Genomic DNA, 16,534 nt, shown 5'->3' on the forward strand with positions numbered 1-16,534 from the left:
TCAAAGACAGTGATGTCGAACACGACGTCGAGAGGCGTTCCCCATTCAACTTGTGCGAAGAACTCGACGCCGTTCGCTTCAACGTTGCTGCCATGAGGGCGAATATTCTTTACGAAAATCGGTGCAGCGCCGCGGTGTTTGCTTTTGCCGCCGATCGTGGTGCTCGGCTTCCACTCGCAGGCGGAGATGTGAACAACCGACTGCGAGGTGATCGGATCCCAGTTGAAATTCAGCCAGCCGGTGGCGACGGACTTCCACCACACGCGAATGGTTCTAGTAGCCATTGAGGTCACTCCCTTTCGCAAGAATTAACTTGAGTTTGACGTTTCGAACTTCGCACTGGTTAGCAATGCGCCGCTGGCTCGTCGCTCTTGCGAGCGCCGCTGTTCGTCCCGGCCGAAGCTGTTTGAACTGTGAATGGCTATTTCATCTGCTCAGTAGCATGCGAGCCGTTTTGACGCTTGCTCCGTTCGGATGAGGTCCTAGGTAAGCTTGCGTCCTCTGCGTTGGTCCTCGACAGCGGAGGGAGATTCGCGACTGCTCGCGGCTCGGATCAGAGTCTCGGGCCTTTTCAGGCATGGAGCAGCGAGCGGACTTACGACAGCGACATCGGGGAGAGATAAGTTACATTAATCGTGCTTGATGCTGATCTGCGCGCCTCGAGCAACGGGATTTGGCCGTGATGGATTGTGGCCGAGATCCAAAGGCCGTCGACGGCGGCTTGTCGGCGCGCCGGCGATCTCGGCACCGACCTTCTCAGTCGGACATGGCGGGCCGATCACGATCAGCACGCCGGTTACGATCCACACCAACAGCGGCGGCACGTCCGATCAAATACCGATCTCGCGCGGAAAGTCGGCGCCCAGATGGAGCAGCTCGCGCGCGGCGTCGTCTGCGACGAAGTTAGGTTCCAACTTCGGACCGGCGGCGTAATTAACGAGGCTGCGCTAATGCTCGGCTGGGGTGGAATTGGCTTTGAGCCGCTCGGCAATTCGGTTCATGAGTTCCAGGCGAATAACCTCAAATCTTGTGCCGGTCAGTATCGAGTCGGCGGACGGCGCGCCGTCGTCACTGGCCGCTGGTCACAAGAGGGGATGGAAACGGTGGTGGGCGAACACTTTTGGACGCAAAGCCGCCGTTGTTTCCGTCCCTGCGAGAAGTCGGCTACATTGCGACGCGACCGAGGTCTGTCTGCTCTCTCTCCCCAAATTGAAGATGGAGACTGCCGTTGCATCTGCATTATGGAAAACAGATTGTCGCCATAGTGGCTCTGGGGCTCGGATCAGTCGCGTTCCAGCAAGTCGCCCTTGCCGCCGACCCTGTCACCGAACAGGAAGCCTATGAGATCGGCAAGGAGGCCTATCTCTATCTTTATCCGATGATCAGCATGGACGTGACTCGAAGAGTCATGACCAATGTTGAGCCGGGGAAGAAGCCGGGCGCAGGGCCGATGAACGAATTCCACCATGTGCGGACATATCCGCCGGCGGAGTTTCGGGATGTCGTGCGCCCCAATTTCGATACGCTCTACTCCATCGCCTGGCTCGATCTGACCAAGGAGCCGATCATCCTTTCGACGCCCGACACGAAGGGGCGCTACTATCTGTTGCCCTTGCTCGACATGTGGACCGACGTCTTCGCGGCGCCTGGCAAGCGCACCAGCGGCGCGCGCGCCGGCGATTTCGCCATTGTCCAGCAGAACTGGAAAGGGCGACTCCCCGCCGGCGTAGAGCGGATCGATGCGCCGACGCCCTATGTCTGGATCATCGGGCGCACGCAAACGAACGGACATCAAGATTATAACGCCGTCCACGCCGTTCAGGACGGCTATAAGCTCACCCCGCTTTCGCGGTGGCGCAAACCGCCAAAGCCCGTGGCGACGAAGGTCGACCCGAACGTCGACATGAAAACGCCGCCGCTCGAGCAGGTCGACGCCATGCCGGCGGGCAAATTCTTCTCCTATGGCGCCGAGCTGATGGCAGCCAACCCGCCTCATGTGACGGACTGGTCGCAACTCGCGCGGCTGAAGCGCATCGGCATCGAGCATGGCAAAAGCTTCGATTTCGACTCGGCCGATCCCGCCGTGAAGCGCGCGCTTGAGAAGGCGCGAGCAGATGGGCTTGCGCTGATGAAGGAAAAGACGCCGACGCTGGCGCGCGTCGTGAACGGGTGGCAGATGAACACCGATACGATGGGCGTCTATGGAGACTACTATTTGAAACGCGCCATCGTCGCGCAGGTCGGGCTTGGCGCGAACCAGCCCGAGGACGCGATCTACCCCCTCAATCTCGCCGACAGCGACGGCAAGCCGCTCAAGGGCGAGGAGAAATACGTCCTGCATTTCACGAAAGCCGAGATGCCCCCCGTCGACGCTTTCTGGTCGATTACGCTTTACGACGGCCAGGGCTTTCAAGTCGGCAATGCGCTGAACCGCTTTGCGATCGGCGACCGCGATCCGCTGAAATACAACGCCGACGGCTCGCTTGATCTTTACATCCAGAACGCGAGTCCGGGAGCCGAAAAGGAGTCCAACTGGCTTCCTTCCCCTGCGAGTGGAAGCGAAAATCTCACGATGCGCCTCTACGCGCCGAAGCCGCCGGCGCTTGACGGCCGCTGGGCGCCGCCGGCTGTCAGACCTGCAGAATGAAGATCAAGCTATGATGGGGCGAGGCCCCGGTGTTCTTATCGCGTGGTCAAAGGTCGGCTCGTGTGAAGCAGTCGCGCGTAACAGGCCGTTCATGACCCCCGCGGCGCTTCGGGGCCCGGAGCTGGGCTTGAGACACTCGGCCCATCTGTTGTTTTGAGCAGTTTCAATTCAAGCGTTCAGCCTGCATCGCTTCGGGAGACTTCGCGACGCCGTAGCTCAATCTCAACGAGATCTAGGGCTCCTCGAGCGCCTCAGCTTTCCCAATCGTTCCTGCGTTATCATGGGAGGGTTTTACGCCGTGAGGCTCCGCTTTGCCCCGCATTTCCCTCTTCTGGCGAGCGGCGACATCCATTGCGCGATCTCGAGCTTGCCTGAGCCTCCGCGTGAGATCCTTCAACTATTCTATTGGTAGCTCTGCGATTTCAGGGGAGCGCGCTACTCCCACGATTTCATGCTCGAGCTCGTAGTCGAGAACGATGATCTTCGCCGCCAACTCGCCGAGCGCGCAGACACGCCGGCCGCGTAGGCGTCGCTCGATCTGCTCTCTCCGGAACGCTTCGCCGAGCTCGATCGGTTGGTCGCATCCGGTTAGCTCGAGCGCGTGAAGGCCAGGGCGAGATCCAGCGCCGATATTGGCAGGTGTTACCTTGTTTCTGACGATGGAATTCTCTGAGCTCTCTGTCCGCGCAGTGTTTATAAACATTCAATAAACAGAACCGTCTGCTGGCCTGACGCTGGGTTTACGGAGCAGGTGTTGCGAATGGAAAATCACCGGGCACAGGCAGCATCCCCATACGAAACAGCGTCCGCTTTATTTGTAGGGTGAACGTGGGGCTTTTAAGGGGTTTGTGTTTTCATATAGAAGTGCTCACTCTCCGGCGGCGAGAAAAGATTTTGACCTTGGTCGGATCGACGACCGGCCATCGAAGCTGCGTTCCGTGGGCTCGAGAAGCTTGCAGACGACGACCGTGCCGTCGCCGCCGGCGTTGTCGGCGATCTGACGCGCCAAGGTTGTATGGCGTTGCGGACAGTTTTGATCCGTCTGCTGGCCGGGGTTGGCAACCTGGTCGCCGTCGAGCATCTCGATGGCGCGTAGCACACACAGCGCCGTCGTGCGCTCCTCACACGCATCGAAAATCTAACGCTTGGTTCCCGCGACAAGTGAAGGGATGGAAACGGTGGTGGGCGAGCACTTTTGTCCCTCGGTTCTGAGCGACCCCTCCTGAACTAAGATCAAGGAAACATCATCATCTTAGGCCGAGGAGATGCCGCCGTCATAAGGCGAATCGTCCATTGCGGCCGATCTGTCCATCCCGTTGCCGAATTGCAACTGCTTCCATAATTTTTCCCATCCTAGCGCGCGAACTACATGCAGTTCGTTGACTTCGCGGCGCTTGATGCCTGACAGTTCGTTGACCTTTATAGGCAGCAGGATTTTGGGACATCAAACGCGAGCACAAGCCCCATTTGGGCAAGCAATCGCTGTCTCGTCCATCCATGCACTTATCGAGGGCGCAGTATACGGCTTAAGCCGATGCGCATTGACGGAAGTATGAGTTAGGCGTTCGAGAGGGTCTATGAGCAGCATGAGTAGTGCGTCGCGATGGGCGCGTCTTTTGATCATCGCGGGAATTGTCGTCTCGCTCCTGTCTGCCTGCTCTTCTTTTGATCGTCGCGGAGCCGTCCCGCCGGCCGAAAGACGTGACGCGGCGGTTCTTCGCATCGCCAACGCGCGGTTCTTCGTCGATCAACCGGCGGCTATGGCGGCAGAGCAGGAGCTCGCGCTCAATCGCGAGGCCAAAAGTCTTGGGATCAGCAGAGGTGGCATATTGCCCACCGCGCATCTCCTGTCGCTTTCCGGCGGCGGCGACAATGGCGCCTTTGGCGCGGGGCTGCTGGTCGGATGGACAGCTCATGGCGACCGACCGAAATTCAAGCTCGTAACAGGAGTAAGCACCGGCGCGTTGATAGCGCCATTCGCCTTCCTCGGTCCCAACTATGACAGTGCGCTGACGGACGTCTACACGAATATCAACCCGTCGAAGGTCTATGAGAAGAGATTTTTAGCGACAGCAGCACTGACTGAGGACGCGCTGTCGGACTCCACTCCGCTCTATGAGACGATCTCGCATTATGTCGACGAAACGATGCTTGCGACGATCGCAGCCGAGTATCAGAAGGGACGTCTGCTGCTGATCCAGACGACGGATCTCGACGCCGGCCGGCCCGTGCTTTGGAATATTGGAGCCATCGCCGCCAGCGGCGACCCCAAATCGCTCGGACTTATTCGTCATGTTCTGCTCGCTTCTGCGTCGATCCCGGCGGCTTTTCCGCCCGTTCTGTTCGACGTGGAAGCGAATGGAAAAACGTATCAGGAAATGCATGTCGATGGCGGGGCCGTCAGTCAGGCCTTTCTTGTTCCGCCGAGCCTGAACACGCGTGACGTCCTGCAACGGTCTGGATTTCAAAGGAAGGCTGTTGTCGCCTACATCATCCGCAATGGTCGCTTGACAGCGGAATGGAGCGATGTGGACCGGTTAACTCTCCCAATCGCCGAAAAGGCGGTCTCGACCCTGATCAACTATAATGGCGTGGGCGATCTGTATCGAATGTATCTCGTCACCCAGCGAGCCGGAGCCACGTTCAACCTCGCCTATATCGGCGATGATTTTAACGCGAAGCACCCAGAGGATTTCGACCAGGGATACATGCGCGCTCTGTATCGCTTTGCTTACGAGAAAGCGGTGAAAGGTTACCCATGGGACCATTCACCGCCCGGGTTTGCTCCCCGTCGGTGAGGCAGAGCGCCGAGCGAACACAACCACGCCACAGATTGAGCCGCCGATCCTGCCTCGGACCTCGACGATAACTCACTTTCGAAAGCGATATCTCAAGTCACCGGCCCGGCTTTTGTTACCTGTCGTGGCCGAACTTTTGGCAGTGCTTGTCTCGGTGCGCGGGGTCGTGGCCGACGAGATCAGGAGCCAGATGCAGGCTCGGCAACATGTCGGGTCGAGGTTGCGATAATGCTCCAGCGGGGCCCCGGCAACTCGGTTAATTCTTTCGAAGTCATCGGCATTGACCTTTCGCCGGTCCAGATCGGAAGCGCCGACGTGGCATCGGCGCCGACGCTCGGGGAAATCCATCGGGCGCGGTCAATGGGGCTTCGATCAGACGGCGCGCGTCACCGGCGGCGGGAGCAAGACGGCGGAGGTCAACGGCGGCTGGCGCTTGGCCGCTTAGATCGCCGATGTGCGCTAGCGCACATTTGAGCTTGCGCCCCGAGCGCCAACTCGGCTATAGTTTACGGGCACAGAGGCACATGGAGCGATCGCCGGCAGGGCTTAGAGCACCCTGTCGGCGGTTATCAGCGACGGCGGGGGTAGAGCACCCCGCCAAACGCCATTCGCTTACCAATTGGACGTCTCATGCCCGCCAACGCCACATCATCGACAAGTCGAACCGCATTCGATTGGATTCGGTCGAAGGGCTATGCCCTCGACAAAGATGGATATCTTCACCGGGCGCCGGCCGCTCAGGCGTCGACTGCTCGCCGCGGGGCGGTCTCCAGAACGCCCATAAGCCATACGAGACCGTAGACCATACACCGGCTGGTAAGCCATACGGCTTGAGCGTGAGCGTGAGCGAGCATAAGCCATACGAAGCTGTAGGCCATACGGAATGCAGTCAATAAACGAACCAATCTGAAGAAAGCCCGTGGGCTATCTGAAGATCGAGCGACGATCTGGAGCGTTCGGCTGCAACACTTATAGCATGGTCGAAGTAGATCAGGTCGCGTAGGGCGGCGCGCTGGCGTCGATCTGGAACACATGAGGGTCAAAAGCGGGCCAGAGGCGTGCATTTCGTAAGGAAATATCGAGTGACCGAGACGCGTGACGCGGTCGTGATGCGACCTTGTTCGAAAACCTTGCCTTGCTAACTTGATTTTCTTGGTGGGCCGGGCAGGACTCGAACCTGCAACCAGACCGTTATGAGCGGCCGGCTCTAACCATTGAGCTACCGGCCCCGAGACGGGGAGGCCCCTCCTATACCGCAAGCCGGGCGCACGCAATATTGGGCTTGCATCACTCGCTCTGACCCTGTGCTCGCGTTCGCCCTGCGCGCTGTGTACATGCGTCAGCCTGTCTTGCCACGGCCCGCGCCGCGCCTGTAAGGCTTTTGGTATGGACGAACATGACGCGCGCGCGGCGATCGTTGACGCCGCGCAAGAGATGGAGCGGCTGGGTCTCAATCACGGCTCTGCGGGCAATCTGTCCCTGCGCGTCTGCGACGCCGCGCTCGTCACGCCGAGCGGCGTTCCCAGCCGCGAACTCTCGCCCGATGCGATCGCGCGCATGCCGCTCGCGGGCGATGGCGCTTTCGACGGTCCGCTGCCGCCGTCGAGCGAGTGGCGCTTCCACCTCGACATCTATCGCGCCCGACCGGACGTGAACGCCATCGCGCATATGCATTCGCCCTATGCGACGACGATCGCGACCTTGCGGCGCGATATTCCGGCCGTGCATTACATGATCGCGGCCTTCGGCGGCCCGACCGTGCGCTGCGTCGATTACGCGCCCTACGGCACGGCTGAACTGTCGCGACTCGTCGTGGCGGGGCTCGCGGATCGCGATGGCGTGCTGCTCGCCAATCACGGCGCCATCGTCACCGGCGCGACAATGCGCAGAGCATTGTGGCGCGCCGTCGAACTCGAAGCGCTCGCGCAAGTCTTCTACCTCGGCGCGCTCGCCGGCAAACCCGTCGTGCTTTCCGACGAGGAAATCATGCGCACGGTGGAGCGCTTCAAAAACTACGGAACGCGTAAGAGCTCAGAATAATTCGCGCAATTAACCTCCAACGCATTGACGTTTTTAGCGCCTAAATGATAGGTTGTGACGTCAGGTGAGCCGTGAGCGACAAGTTCGCCACGCGCCGAGGGGATGGAGTGCCCCCCTTAACCGCCGCAAAGGCTGATGACTCCTGCTTCGATCGTAACCGCGATTTCACCAATCGCGGGTGCAAGAAGGAGGAGTGTAAGCTTTGAACCAAGACCTCGCCGTTTTTATTGTTCCCTTCGCCCTTATTCTCGCTTGCGGTCTACTAACCGCCGGCGGCCTTTACTTCATGGACATTCGCTACCTAAAGAATGCCCGCTATGCGGTCGCGTCGCTCGCGGCGGGGGCCGTCGTTCTCGCTGTCCTTGAGATCGTCCTATACGGCAGTTCGGTTGGATTTCTCAAAGAGCAGCAGCTCAAAACTTCTCTCTGTGAACTCGACGCCGAAAGCGCCCATCCCGAGGCGCGCCTCGGCGTTGACCCGGTTGTTCTCTACCAAGCTATCACCGGCTGCATGAAGGAAGCCGGCTACGAATGGGATGCAGGCCATCGCCACTGCAAGGATGCGCCGGTCGCCACAAATCACTTCTGTTACGCGCCTACAGCTTCATTTGACCGCGCAATCACCGTACTTCAGATGAGCTTTGAATAGAAAGAAAGAAGCGCTTCGTGGATGCGAACGCGCGCCGAAGTCGGAATATTCAGCGCCGGCGAACTGTTCGCTAAACGCCAACGTCCGGGAACAATCCACTCAGCCCTTCCTCCGTCGCGGCGCAGACGCCGCGCTCGGTGATCAGCCCCGTGACGAAGCGGGACGGCGTCACGTCGAAGCTGAAATTACGCGCCGGAGACCCATCGGGCGTGAGCTGAATTTCAATCGGCGCGCCGTCGGCGCCGCGTCCGCTGATATGGGTGACTTCGCGCGCGGCGCGCTCTTCGATCGGAATGTCGCGGACGCCGTCGGCGATGCGCCAGTCGACGGTCGAAGACGGCAGGGCGACATAGAAGGGCACGCCATTGTCATGCGCCGCGAGCGCCTTGAGATAGGTGCCGATCTTGTTGCACACGTCGCCGGCGCGCGTCGTGCGGTCGCTGCCGACGATGACGAGATCGACAAGACCATGCTGCATCAGATGGCCGCCAGCGTTGTCGGCGATGATCGTATGCGGAACGTCTTCGCCCAGCAGTTCAAAGGCCGTGAGGCTCGCCCCTTGGTTGCGCGGACGCGTCTCGTCGACCCACACATGTATCTGGGCGCCTTGCCGCGCGGCCGTGTAGATCGGCGCCAGCGCCGTGCCCCAATCGACGGTGGCAAGCCAGCCGGCGTTGCAATGGGTAAGGATGTTGATAGGACCGTCGTTACGACGCGCCTTATGAATGAGTTCGGCGCCGAAGCAGCCGATGGCTTGGCAGGCGGCGACGTCTTCCTCCGCGATCTTGGCGGCTTCCGCATAGGCAAGGTCGGCGCGGACCGAGACCGGCGCCGCGAGGAGCAGAGTGCGCAGCCGATCGAGCGCCCAGCGCAGATTGACGGCTGTCGGCCGGGTGGCGAGGAGGGCGGCATAGGCGACGGCCAGGGCGGCATCGCTCGGATCGCGCGAGGCGGCGAGCGCCATGCCGTAAGCGCCGGTCACGCCGATCAGCGGCGCGCCGCGCACCGTCATCGTGCTGATCGCTGCAGCGGCGTCTTCGCAGTTCGCGAGCGTTTTCGTCTCGAAGCGATGCGGGAGCACAGTTTGATCGATGACATGCACGCGCCGCCCGTCCGAATCGAGCCAGATCGTTCTGTAGTCACGGCCGTTAATTCTCATGGTGTCCGTTCTTGCCTGCTCAAAAGTCGCGCTTGGATGATGTCGCCATTCGCGCCATGTTAGAGCGCGCCGCGGCGCTGTGCTAGAAAGCTTTGAAACGCGGCTGCTCCACTGGACACATGGCGCAAGAATCTTCGGCGCAAGAATCGGCGCAAGAATTTTCGGTTCGATACGCCGAATCGCTCGACTCCGTCGCGGCGGACGCCTGGGACGCTTGCGCGAATCCGCCCGGTCTTCCGGACTCCGTCGGCGAGCGATACAATCCTTTTGTTTCGCATGCGTTCCTGCGCGCGCTGGAATCGTCGAAGTCGGTCGGCGCGCGCGCCGGCTGGGCGCCGGCGCATGCGCTCGTCGAGGATTCGCGGGGGCGGCTTGTCGCCTGCGCGCCGGCCTATATCAAAACGCATAGCCTCGGCGAATATGTGTTCGATCAAAGCTGGGCGCAGGCCTATGAGCTTGCCGGCGGACGCTATTATCCGAAGATTCAGGTGGCGGCCCCTTTCACGCCTGTGACCGGGCGCCGCCTGCTGATCGCGCGTGATGCGCCCAAAGGCGCGCGCGAGGCGCTGATCGCCGCCTTGCAGGGATTGCGAAAGGCGAGCGGCGCGTCCTCCATTCACGTCACGTTCTGCACGGAGCAGGAATGCGTTGCGCTGAGCAGCGCCGGCTTCATTTACCGCTCCGGAGAACAGTTCCACTTCGTCAATGACGGCTATGCCGACTTCGAGGATTTTCTGGCGCGGCTCACGGCGCGCAAGCGCAAGGCGATCAAGCGCGAGCGACGCGAAGCGCTCGGCGACGGCGTCACAATCGATCTGCTCACGGGAAGCGACATTCGTCCGGCGCACTGGGATTCGTTTTTCGAATTCTACATGGACACAGGCGCGCGCAAATGGGGGCGCCCCTATCTGACTCGCGCGTTCTTTGACGAGATCGGCGCGCGCATGGCGGATCGCATCCTGCTGGTGATGGCGCGTCGCGGCGCGCGGCATATCGCCGGGGCGATCAATTTTCTGGGCGACGACGCTATCTACGGGCGCAATTGGGGCGCGCTGGAAGCGCTGCCGTTTCTCCACTTCGAGGTCTGCTACTATCAGGCGATCGAATTTGCGATCCGCCGCGGCTATAAGCGCGTCGAGGCCGGCGCGCAGGGCGAGCATAAAATCTCCCGCGGTTATGGACCGGTGATCACCCATTCGGCCCACTACCTGGCCGACCCGCGCCTCGCCGAGGCGGTTTCGGCCTATCTGGCGCGCGAGCGCGCAGCGGTGGCGGAATGGGCCGCCGAGCATGCGGCCGAGCTTCCTTACAAGAGCGAAAACGGCGGCTGAATTTCCTTCGCTGTGTCCCTGCAGCACTTGCCTCATGGCCCGAAACTTGTAAGTCCTGCAGCGTTTGGCGCGAACCGCTGCGGAGTCACATGACCTATTGTTGCGGCATTCTCGTGCGCGATGGACTGGTGATGATCGCCGATACGCGCACCAACGCCGGGCTCGACAACATTTCGACGTTCCGCAAGCTGTATCTTTTCGAGCGGCCTGGCGAGCGCGTGCTGATGCTTGCCGCCTCGGGCAATCTCTCGGTGACCCAGGGCGTCGTGAACCTGATCGGCGACGGGATCGAGCATCCCGAAAGCGGCGTCGTGGAAAATGTGATGAACACGCCAAACATGCTGCATGCGGCGCATCTCGTCGGGCGTGCGGTGCGCCTCTCACGCGTCCAGACGGGCAACGCCGAGGGGGAGCCTGCGGCGCAAGGCGTCAGCTTCGACGTGTCCCTGCTGCTCGGCGGTCAGATCGCCGGGGGGCCGCTCCGGCTTTTCATGATCTATACCGCCGGCAACAGCATCGAATGCACGCCGGACACCAATTATCTGCAGATCGGCGAGCACAAATATGGAAAGCCCATTCTCGACCGCGCCGTCACCTATGACACCGACATTTATGATGCGCTGAAGATCGGGCTCATTTCGATGGATTCGACCATGCGGTCGAATCTTTCGGTCGGCATGCCAATCGATATCGCGCTGCTGCGTCGCGACGCGCTGCAGACGGAGGTCGCGACCAGGATCGGTGCGAACGATCCGTATTTTCGGGATTTGCGCGTGAGCTGGTCGAAAGCGCTGCGCGAGGCGCATATGGCGATCCCCAAGCCGCCCTACAGCGGCCACGACGCGTGACGATTGTTACGCCGGCGGACGCTGCAGCGATCGCCCGTGCCGCGGAGATTCTGCGCGAGGGCGGCCTGGTCGCCTTCCCGACCGAAACCGTCTACGGCCTTGGCGCCGACGCCACTCAGGCTTGGGCGGTCGCCCGGATCTACGACGCCAAAGACCGCCCCTCCTTCAATCCGCTGATCGCCCATGTCGCCGATCTCGACGCCGCGCGCCGCGAGGCGGCGCTGCCTGAGCCCGCGCTGCGCCTTGCCGCGGCCTTCTGGCCGGGGCCGCTGACGATCGTCGCGCCCATAGCGCCGGGTGGCTTCGTCTGCGATCTCGCCCGCGCCGGGCTGCCGAGCGTTGCGGTTCGGGTTCCCGCGCATCCCGTCGCGCAAGCGTTGATCGCGGCGCTCGGACGGCCGATCGCGGCGCCTTCGGCCAACCGGTCGGGGCATGTAAGCCCGGTGACGGCCGCGCATGTCGCGGAAGATCTTTCGGGCAAGGTCGACATGATCCTCGACGGCGGCCGCACCGCCGCCGGGCTGGAGTCGACGATCGTATCCTTCTGTGAAGGCTCCCCCGTCTTGCTGCGGCCCGGCGCGATCGCGCGAGAGGCGATCGAGAAGATCCTCGGGGCAAGGCTTGCGTCGCCGGCGCACGCCGAGATCCTCGCGCCGGGCATGACGCCGTCCCATTACGCGCCTGCCGCGCGGCTGCGTCTGGAGGCGCACGAACTCGACGAAGGCGAAGCGGCGCTCGATTTTGGCGGCCGGCTCGCCGCGCGCGCCGAACCCGGCGCCTTTTTGCTCGATCTTTCGCCATCAGGCGATCTCGTCGAGGCGGCGGCCAATCTCTTCGCCCATTTGCGGGAGTTCGACGCGCGCCACATCGCCAATGTCGCCGTGGCGCATGTGCCCGAGCGGGGGGTGGGCGAAGCGATCAATGATCGGCTGCGACGCGCCAGTGCGCCGAGACTGGACTAGGCGGCCAGCGCCGTGGGCGTGGCCGCGTTCAGAAAGAAGTCCTGCGTCACCGGCTCGGGCTGGCCTTTCAGATAGGGGCACTCGTAGCCGCGCGCAGCGAAATCGCCCACGCCGACGGCGCACATTTCCACCGCGAGGCGCGTCAGGCGGTTGAGCACGGGCTCACGCACCCAGGAAAAGGGCGGGGCGTCGGGCGCGACGTCGCGCATCGCCGCCTTGCGGCTCACATTGTTCTCATAGCTCATGCGCGCCTGCCAGCCGGCCTGCGGCTCCTGCCAATCGTTGACGACGATGACCGGTCCGCGCAGCACGCGCGCCTCGTGTTCGGTGCGTTCGATCAGGGCCATCTCGCCGCGCCTGACCCCCGCCAGGGTGAAGAGAGTTGGACGCGCGATCGGCGCGCTGGCGATAAACTCAACGGCCGCCTCGAAATTTGCGCAATGTTCGAAAGCATAGCGCAGCACATGGTCCGGCGGCCAACCGCCTTCGCTTGCCAAGGCGTCGCGCAGATTGAGGACGGCGTCATAGGCGAAGCCGAGGGAGCCCTGGGTGCGCCGCTTCATCGGCGCCTGATTGATCGAGGCGCAAAAGCGGCCGGGCGCCATCGCGCTGAGCACGCCAACGGCCCCCGGCCAGGTGGCGTTGTAAAATTCGCCCGCCCCACCGGACTGCAATGCGATTTCGACGCCCCTGCCGAGGCCCTGAAATGGCCAGTCGAGCGTGCGGCGCAGGCGCGGCAGACCGTGCTCGTCCTCGTAAGCCTGGGTGGTGCAGGCGAAGAGATAGGACATGTTCAGCGTCATCGCGCCGGGAAAGCCGAGAATGGCGACGATGCGCTCGAGTTCCGCCCGGTAGGCCGAGGCGGAGCGTTTCAGCCAATTCGCGGCTATACGGTCAATCGACGGCAGGCACAGGCGGCCGACCGGCGCCGCCGCGCCTAGACACGCCTTGCGGAGCGCGGTCGCCGCCTGAACCCGAGCCTGCGCGTGGGCGACAGGGCCACCGTTGCGCACGTCGAGGAAATGAATCTCATCCATCGCCGTCCTGCTGTCAGAAAAATGTCATCCGGCCGATATGGATTTCACATCCCTCTGTCACAATACAGTAAAAATTTAGGGTCCAGCCTCTCGGGGTAAAGTCGCTGCGCGCCCGCCGCCTGCGAATCGGGTACAAATCCCTAAGGAAAACGCGCTTGCTCTTCGAGAAAAGAATGTCGGACGCCGTCGCCGTCGCTTTTGACGCGTTAAAATTTCACGCCTCTGCTTTGGAGCTGACGCGAACGCTCGATCTCTTTGCCGAGGATCCCGCGCGCTTCAAAAATTTCAGCGTCAAGCTCGACGATTTTCTCTTCGACTTCTCCAAGCACAGAGTGACGCGCGAGACGATCGCGCTGCTGACCTCGCTGGCGAAGACGCGTGATCTCGACGCGCGGCGCGACGCATTGTTCTCTGGCGAAGTCATCAACAACACCGAAAGGCGCGCCGCCATGCATATGGCGCTACGCGATCTCTCGTCGCGGCCGCTTCTCGTCGGCGGCGAAAACATGCGGCCGCTGATCGAAGCCGAACGCGACAAGGTTTTCGCCTTCGCGCGCGCGGTGCGCTCTGGCGACATCCGCGGCGCGACGGGCGCGCCGTATAGCGATGTGGTCAATATCGGCATCGGCGGCTCGGACCTTGGTCCGGCGATGGCGTCGCGCGCTCTCTCGCCCTTTGCCGGCGAGGGGCCGCGCATGCATTTCGTCGCCAATGTCGACGGCGCCGACCTCGCCGATACGTTGCACAACCTCGATCTGGCGCGAACGCTGTTCATCATCTCGTCGAAGACATTTACGACTCAGGAGACGATGGCGAATGCGAAAAGCGCGCGCGCCCGAGTTGTCGCTGCGCTCGGCGAAGCTGCGGTGAAGTCGCATTTCGCCGCCGTCTCGACGCGGCTCGACAAGGTCGCTGAATTCGGGATCGATCCGGCGCGCGTCTTCGGCTTCTGGGATTGGGTCGGCGGGCGCTACTCGCTGTGGTCGTCGATCGGCCTTGCGCTCGCCATCGCCGTGGGACCGGAACATTTCCTGCAGTTTTTGCAGGGCGGACACGACGTCGACACGCACTTCCTCGAAGCGCCGCTTGAGCAAAACATTCCCGTGCTGATGGGACTGCTCGGCGTTTGGCACAGAAACGTGATGGGACGCGGCGCGCATGCGGTCATCCCTTATGATCAGCGGCTCGCGCGATTTCCGGCCTATCTGCAACAGCTCGACATGGAGTCGAACGGCAAGTCGGTGACGCGCGAGGGCGGCCGCGTCAATTATAAAACAGGGCCGGTAATTTTCGGCGAGCCCGGCACGAATGGGCAGCACGCTTTCTTTCAGTTGTTGCATCAGGGAACCGACGTCGTCCCGATCGACTTTCTCGTCGCGGCCGAGCCAACCGCGGCCGACGAACATCATCATGAATTGCTTTTCGCCAACTGCCTGGCGCAAGCCGAAGCGTTTATGCGCGGTCGAACGCTTGAGGACGCGAAAGTGCAATTGCGCGGGCAGGGGCTGAGCGAGGAGGAAATCGCACGCCTCGCGCCGCATAAGACGTTTCCGGGCGATCGCCCGTCGAGCGTTCTGCTTTTCCGACATCTTGATCCGCGCACGCTCGGTCGACTCGTTGCGCTTTACGAACACAAGGTCTTCGTTCAGTCGGTGATCTGGGACATCAATCCCTTCGACCAATGGGGCGTCGAACTCGGCAAGGAGCTCGCCAATCGTCTGGCGCCAATCGTCGAGAACAGCAACGAGTCGACGCAAGGTCTGGACGGCTCGACGGCGGGTCTGATTGCGTGGAGAAGGGCGCACTAAGAAACGCCTCCGCACTGTCGTCGCCTCCGCCGTGGGAGTTCGCGGAGACATTCGTCTGATTTTCGAGTATTGCGGACTGTCAAAAATAGGTTGTCGTCCACTACAATTGTTTCGAGATCGCCCGCAGTCTGCGATCTTCGATTGAACACGGCGAGGGACGGTCAGCGAGTGAAAAAAGCAAACATTATCGCGCTAACATTGTTTCTCGTGGGCGCCGGCTCTCCCGGCTCTGCGGCGGAAGCCGAGGAGCTTTCGCAAAACGATTGGCTGCTCCGCGCTGAAAACGACAATGCTCGTTTCCGACTGCTTCAGCAGCAAATGCGAGGGTTCGATCAGCCCATGTGGGAGGTTGGCGAGCGTTTCGAGCGGCTGCACGATGCACTGCAACGTGAAAACTATGAACTCGCCGTCTACCATTGGGACAAGATCAAAACGACGATCGAGAACGGCGTCGCCAAAAGGCCTGCGCGAGGCGAAAGTGCGCGAAGACTGTTCCTCGGCGATTCCTGGACGAAAATTCGCGCGGCCTTCGCCTCGGGCGACAAGCGTGAGGCCTGGGATGGATTCGACAGCGCCCGAACGGCTTGCCAGTCCTGTCACCAAGCGGAAAAACTAGAGTTCATGAACAATCAGGTCATATTCGACCTTGCAAGGCCGCGCCGGGATTGATGGCCGCTGGGTTGCGGCGCTTTGAACCTCTTCTCGTGAATGGAGCGACGCAAGTGACCTTTCGGGAGTTTATCCTGTCGCCGGGCGACTCTCGCTGGGCTATCGTCATTCGACTCATGCTTGCCGGCGTGTTCGTTACGGAAGGGTATCTCAAGCTCTCGGACCCGGCCTGGCTCGGCGCAGGCCGTTTCGCGAAAATCGGGATTCCCTGGCCGGACGTCACCGGTCCCTTTGTCGGCTGGACGGAGGTTGTCTGCGGCATTCTCATGGCGATCGGCCTGTTCAATCGGATCGCGGCGATTCCTCTGATCGTTGTCATGGCGGTCGCGATCGTGAGCACGAAAATCCCCGTTTTGTTCGGGCGCGATTGGTGGATTTTCAGCGTGCGCAAGCTGGAGCGCTATGGATTCTTCAGCATGACGCATGAGGCCCGACTGGATTATGCGATGTTGCTCGGCGCGCTTTTCATGCTGCTTTCGGGAGCGGGCCGCTGGTCGTTGGACGAGAAATTGTTCGGCGCGCGGAACGCGCGGCGAAACGCCGATAGGTGACTGGCTCGCAAGGGATGGCATCGTCGTCGGCGCGC

General features: G+C 61.6%; 15 protein-coding genes, 1 tRNA gene and 1 riboswitch. Of the genes, 10 read left to right on the forward strand and 6 right to left on the reverse strand.

The features are described 5' to 3' along the window. Together IYX23_RS02375 and IYX23_RS02380 are read right to left on the reverse strand one after the other, a co-directional pair. The coding region (locus tag IYX23_RS02375; protein ID WP_196398819.1) for a hypothetical protein at positions 1–284 on the reverse strand (284 nt) is incomplete at its 3' end. Between the two features lie 345 nt (positions 285–629). Further along, entirely contained in the window at positions 630–824 is a 195-nt protein-coding gene (locus tag IYX23_RS02380) for a hypothetical protein (RefSeq protein ID WP_196391887.1), read from the reverse strand. A gap of 440 nt (positions 825–1,264) precedes the next feature. Here IYX23_RS02380 and IYX23_RS02385 point away from each other — a divergent pair, with 440 nt between their 5' ends. After that, positions 1,265–2,647: a DUF1254 domain-containing protein gene (locus tag IYX23_RS02385; protein WP_348643617.1), complete on the forward strand. Its 1,383-nt coding sequence runs from the start codon at positions 1,265–1,267 to the stop codon at positions 2,645–2,647. A gap of 868 nt (positions 2,648–3,515) precedes the next feature. Here IYX23_RS02385 and IYX23_RS02390 read toward each other — a convergent pair. Next, entirely contained in the window at positions 3,516–3,746 is a 231-nt protein-coding gene (locus IYX23_RS02390; RefSeq protein ID WP_196391888.1) for a hypothetical protein, read from the reverse strand. A 661-nt stretch (positions 3,747–4,407) separates the two neighbouring features. On the opposite strand from IYX23_RS02390, the gene IYX23_RS02395 reads away from it, so the two are divergent. Then, a complete protein-coding gene (locus tag IYX23_RS02395) occupies positions 4,408–5,445 on the forward strand; it encodes a patatin-like phospholipase family protein (protein WP_246716434.1) in 1,038 nt (345 codons plus the stop codon). 1,153 nt (positions 5,446–6,598) lie between these two features. Here the strand turns inward: IYX23_RS02395 and IYX23_RS02400 are convergent. Further along, positions 6,599–6,674 (reverse strand) — tRNA-Ile (locus tag IYX23_RS02400). A gap of 157 nt (positions 6,675–6,831) precedes the next feature. Here IYX23_RS02400 and IYX23_RS02405 point away from each other — a divergent pair. Next, on the forward strand, positions 6,832–7,485 hold the full coding sequence (locus IYX23_RS02405) for a class II aldolase/adducin family protein (protein WP_196391889.1): 654 nt from the start codon (positions 6,832–6,834) through the stop codon (positions 7,483–7,485). An 89-nt stretch (positions 7,486–7,574) separates the two neighbouring features. Next, positions 7,575–7,637, forward strand: a riboswitch (Fluoride riboswitch). Between the two features lie 50 nt (positions 7,638–7,687). Continuing rightward, complete coding sequence (locus tag IYX23_RS02410; RefSeq protein WP_196391890.1) at positions 7,688–8,134, forward strand: hypothetical protein; 447 nt, start codon at positions 7,688–7,690, stop codon at positions 8,132–8,134. A gap of 70 nt (positions 8,135–8,204) precedes the next feature. Here the strand turns inward: IYX23_RS02410 and mtnA are convergent, their stop codons facing one another. Beyond that, positions 8,205–9,293, reverse strand: coding sequence for an S-methyl-5-thioribose-1-phosphate isomerase (mtnA, locus tag IYX23_RS02415; protein ID WP_196391891.1), 1,089 nt, complete (start codon positions 9,291–9,293; stop codon positions 8,205–8,207). Positions 9,294–9,412: 119 nt separating this feature from the next. Between mtnA and IYX23_RS02420 the strand changes: the two genes are divergently transcribed. From IYX23_RS02420 to IYX23_RS02430, 3 genes are all read left to right on the forward strand, one after another. Further along, positions 9,413–10,624, forward strand: a complete 1,212-nt coding sequence (locus tag IYX23_RS02420) for a GNAT family N-acetyltransferase (RefSeq protein ID WP_196391892.1) — start codon at positions 9,413–9,415, stop codon at positions 10,622–10,624. A gap of 89 nt (positions 10,625–10,713) precedes the next feature. Continuing rightward, entirely contained in the window at positions 10,714–11,472 is a 759-nt protein-coding gene (locus tag IYX23_RS02425; RefSeq protein WP_196391893.1) for a peptidase, read from the forward strand. After that, positions 11,469–12,434: an L-threonylcarbamoyladenylate synthase gene (locus IYX23_RS02430; RefSeq protein ID WP_196391894.1), complete on the forward strand. Its 966-nt coding sequence runs from the start codon at positions 11,469–11,471 to the stop codon at positions 12,432–12,434. Before IYX23_RS02425 ends, IYX23_RS02430 begins: the two co-directional genes overlap by 4 nt. Here the strand turns inward: IYX23_RS02430 and IYX23_RS02435 are convergent. Next, positions 12,431–13,471, reverse strand: a complete 1,041-nt coding sequence (locus IYX23_RS02435; RefSeq protein ID WP_196391895.1) for a hypothetical protein — start codon at positions 13,469–13,471, stop codon at positions 12,431–12,433. The genes IYX23_RS02430 and IYX23_RS02435 overlap by 4 nt on opposite strands. 173 nt (positions 13,472–13,644) lie before the next feature. Here IYX23_RS02435 and pgi point away from each other — a divergent pair, with 173 nt between their 5' ends. The 3 genes from pgi (at position 13,645) to IYX23_RS02450 (ending at position 16,499) form a co-directional block, all read left to right on the forward strand. Next, positions 13,645–15,279 (forward strand): glucose-6-phosphate isomerase, encoded by a 1,635-nt coding sequence (gene pgi, locus IYX23_RS02440; RefSeq protein WP_196391896.1) that lies wholly within the window; start codon positions 13,645–13,647, stop codon positions 15,277–15,279. A 168-nt stretch (positions 15,280–15,447) separates the two neighbouring features. Next, on the forward strand, positions 15,448–15,948 hold the full coding sequence (locus IYX23_RS02445; RefSeq protein ID WP_196391897.1) for a hypothetical protein: 501 nt from the start codon (positions 15,448–15,450) through the stop codon (positions 15,946–15,948). Between the two features lie 53 nt (positions 15,949–16,001). Next, positions 16,002–16,499, forward strand: a complete 498-nt coding sequence (locus tag IYX23_RS02450; protein ID WP_348643612.1) for a DoxX family protein — start codon at positions 16,002–16,004, stop codon at positions 16,497–16,499. Positions 16,500–16,534 lie beyond the last annotated feature (35 nt).

Origin of the sequence: Methylocystis sp. L43 (assembly GCF_015709525.1) — a bacterium.
In the GTDB taxonomy this organism is placed as follows: domain Bacteria; phylum Pseudomonadota; class Alphaproteobacteria; order Rhizobiales; family Beijerinckiaceae; genus Methylocystis.

What these genes read in the sequence shown, in the direction of transcription:
- IYX23_RS02395 (WP_246716434.1), top strand. Translation starts at nt 4,408, where the DNA reads ATGGCGGCAGAGCAGGAGCTCGCGCTCAATCGCGAGGCCAAAAGTCTT.
- IYX23_RS02405 (WP_196391889.1), top strand. Translation starts at nt 6,832, where the DNA reads ATGGACGAACATGACGCGCGCGCGGCGATCGTTGACGCCGCGCAAGAG.
- mtnA (WP_196391891.1), bottom strand. Translation starts at nt 9,293, where the DNA reads ATGAGAATTAACGGCCGTGACTACAGAACGATCTGGCTCGATTCGGAC.
- IYX23_RS02420 (WP_196391892.1), top strand. Translation starts at nt 9,413, where the DNA reads ATGGCGCAAGAATCTTCGGCGCAAGAATCGGCGCAAGAATTTTCGGTT.
- IYX23_RS02425 (WP_196391893.1), top strand. Translation starts at nt 10,714, where the DNA reads ATGACCTATTGTTGCGGCATTCTCGTGCGCGATGGACTGGTGATGATC.
- IYX23_RS02435 (WP_196391895.1), bottom strand. Translation starts at nt 13,471, where the DNA reads ATGGATGAGATTCATTTCCTCGACGTGCGCAACGGTGGCCCTGTCGCC.
- pgi (WP_196391896.1), top strand. Translation starts at nt 13,645, where the DNA reads ATGTCGGACGCCGTCGCCGTCGCTTTTGACGCGTTAAAATTTCACGCC.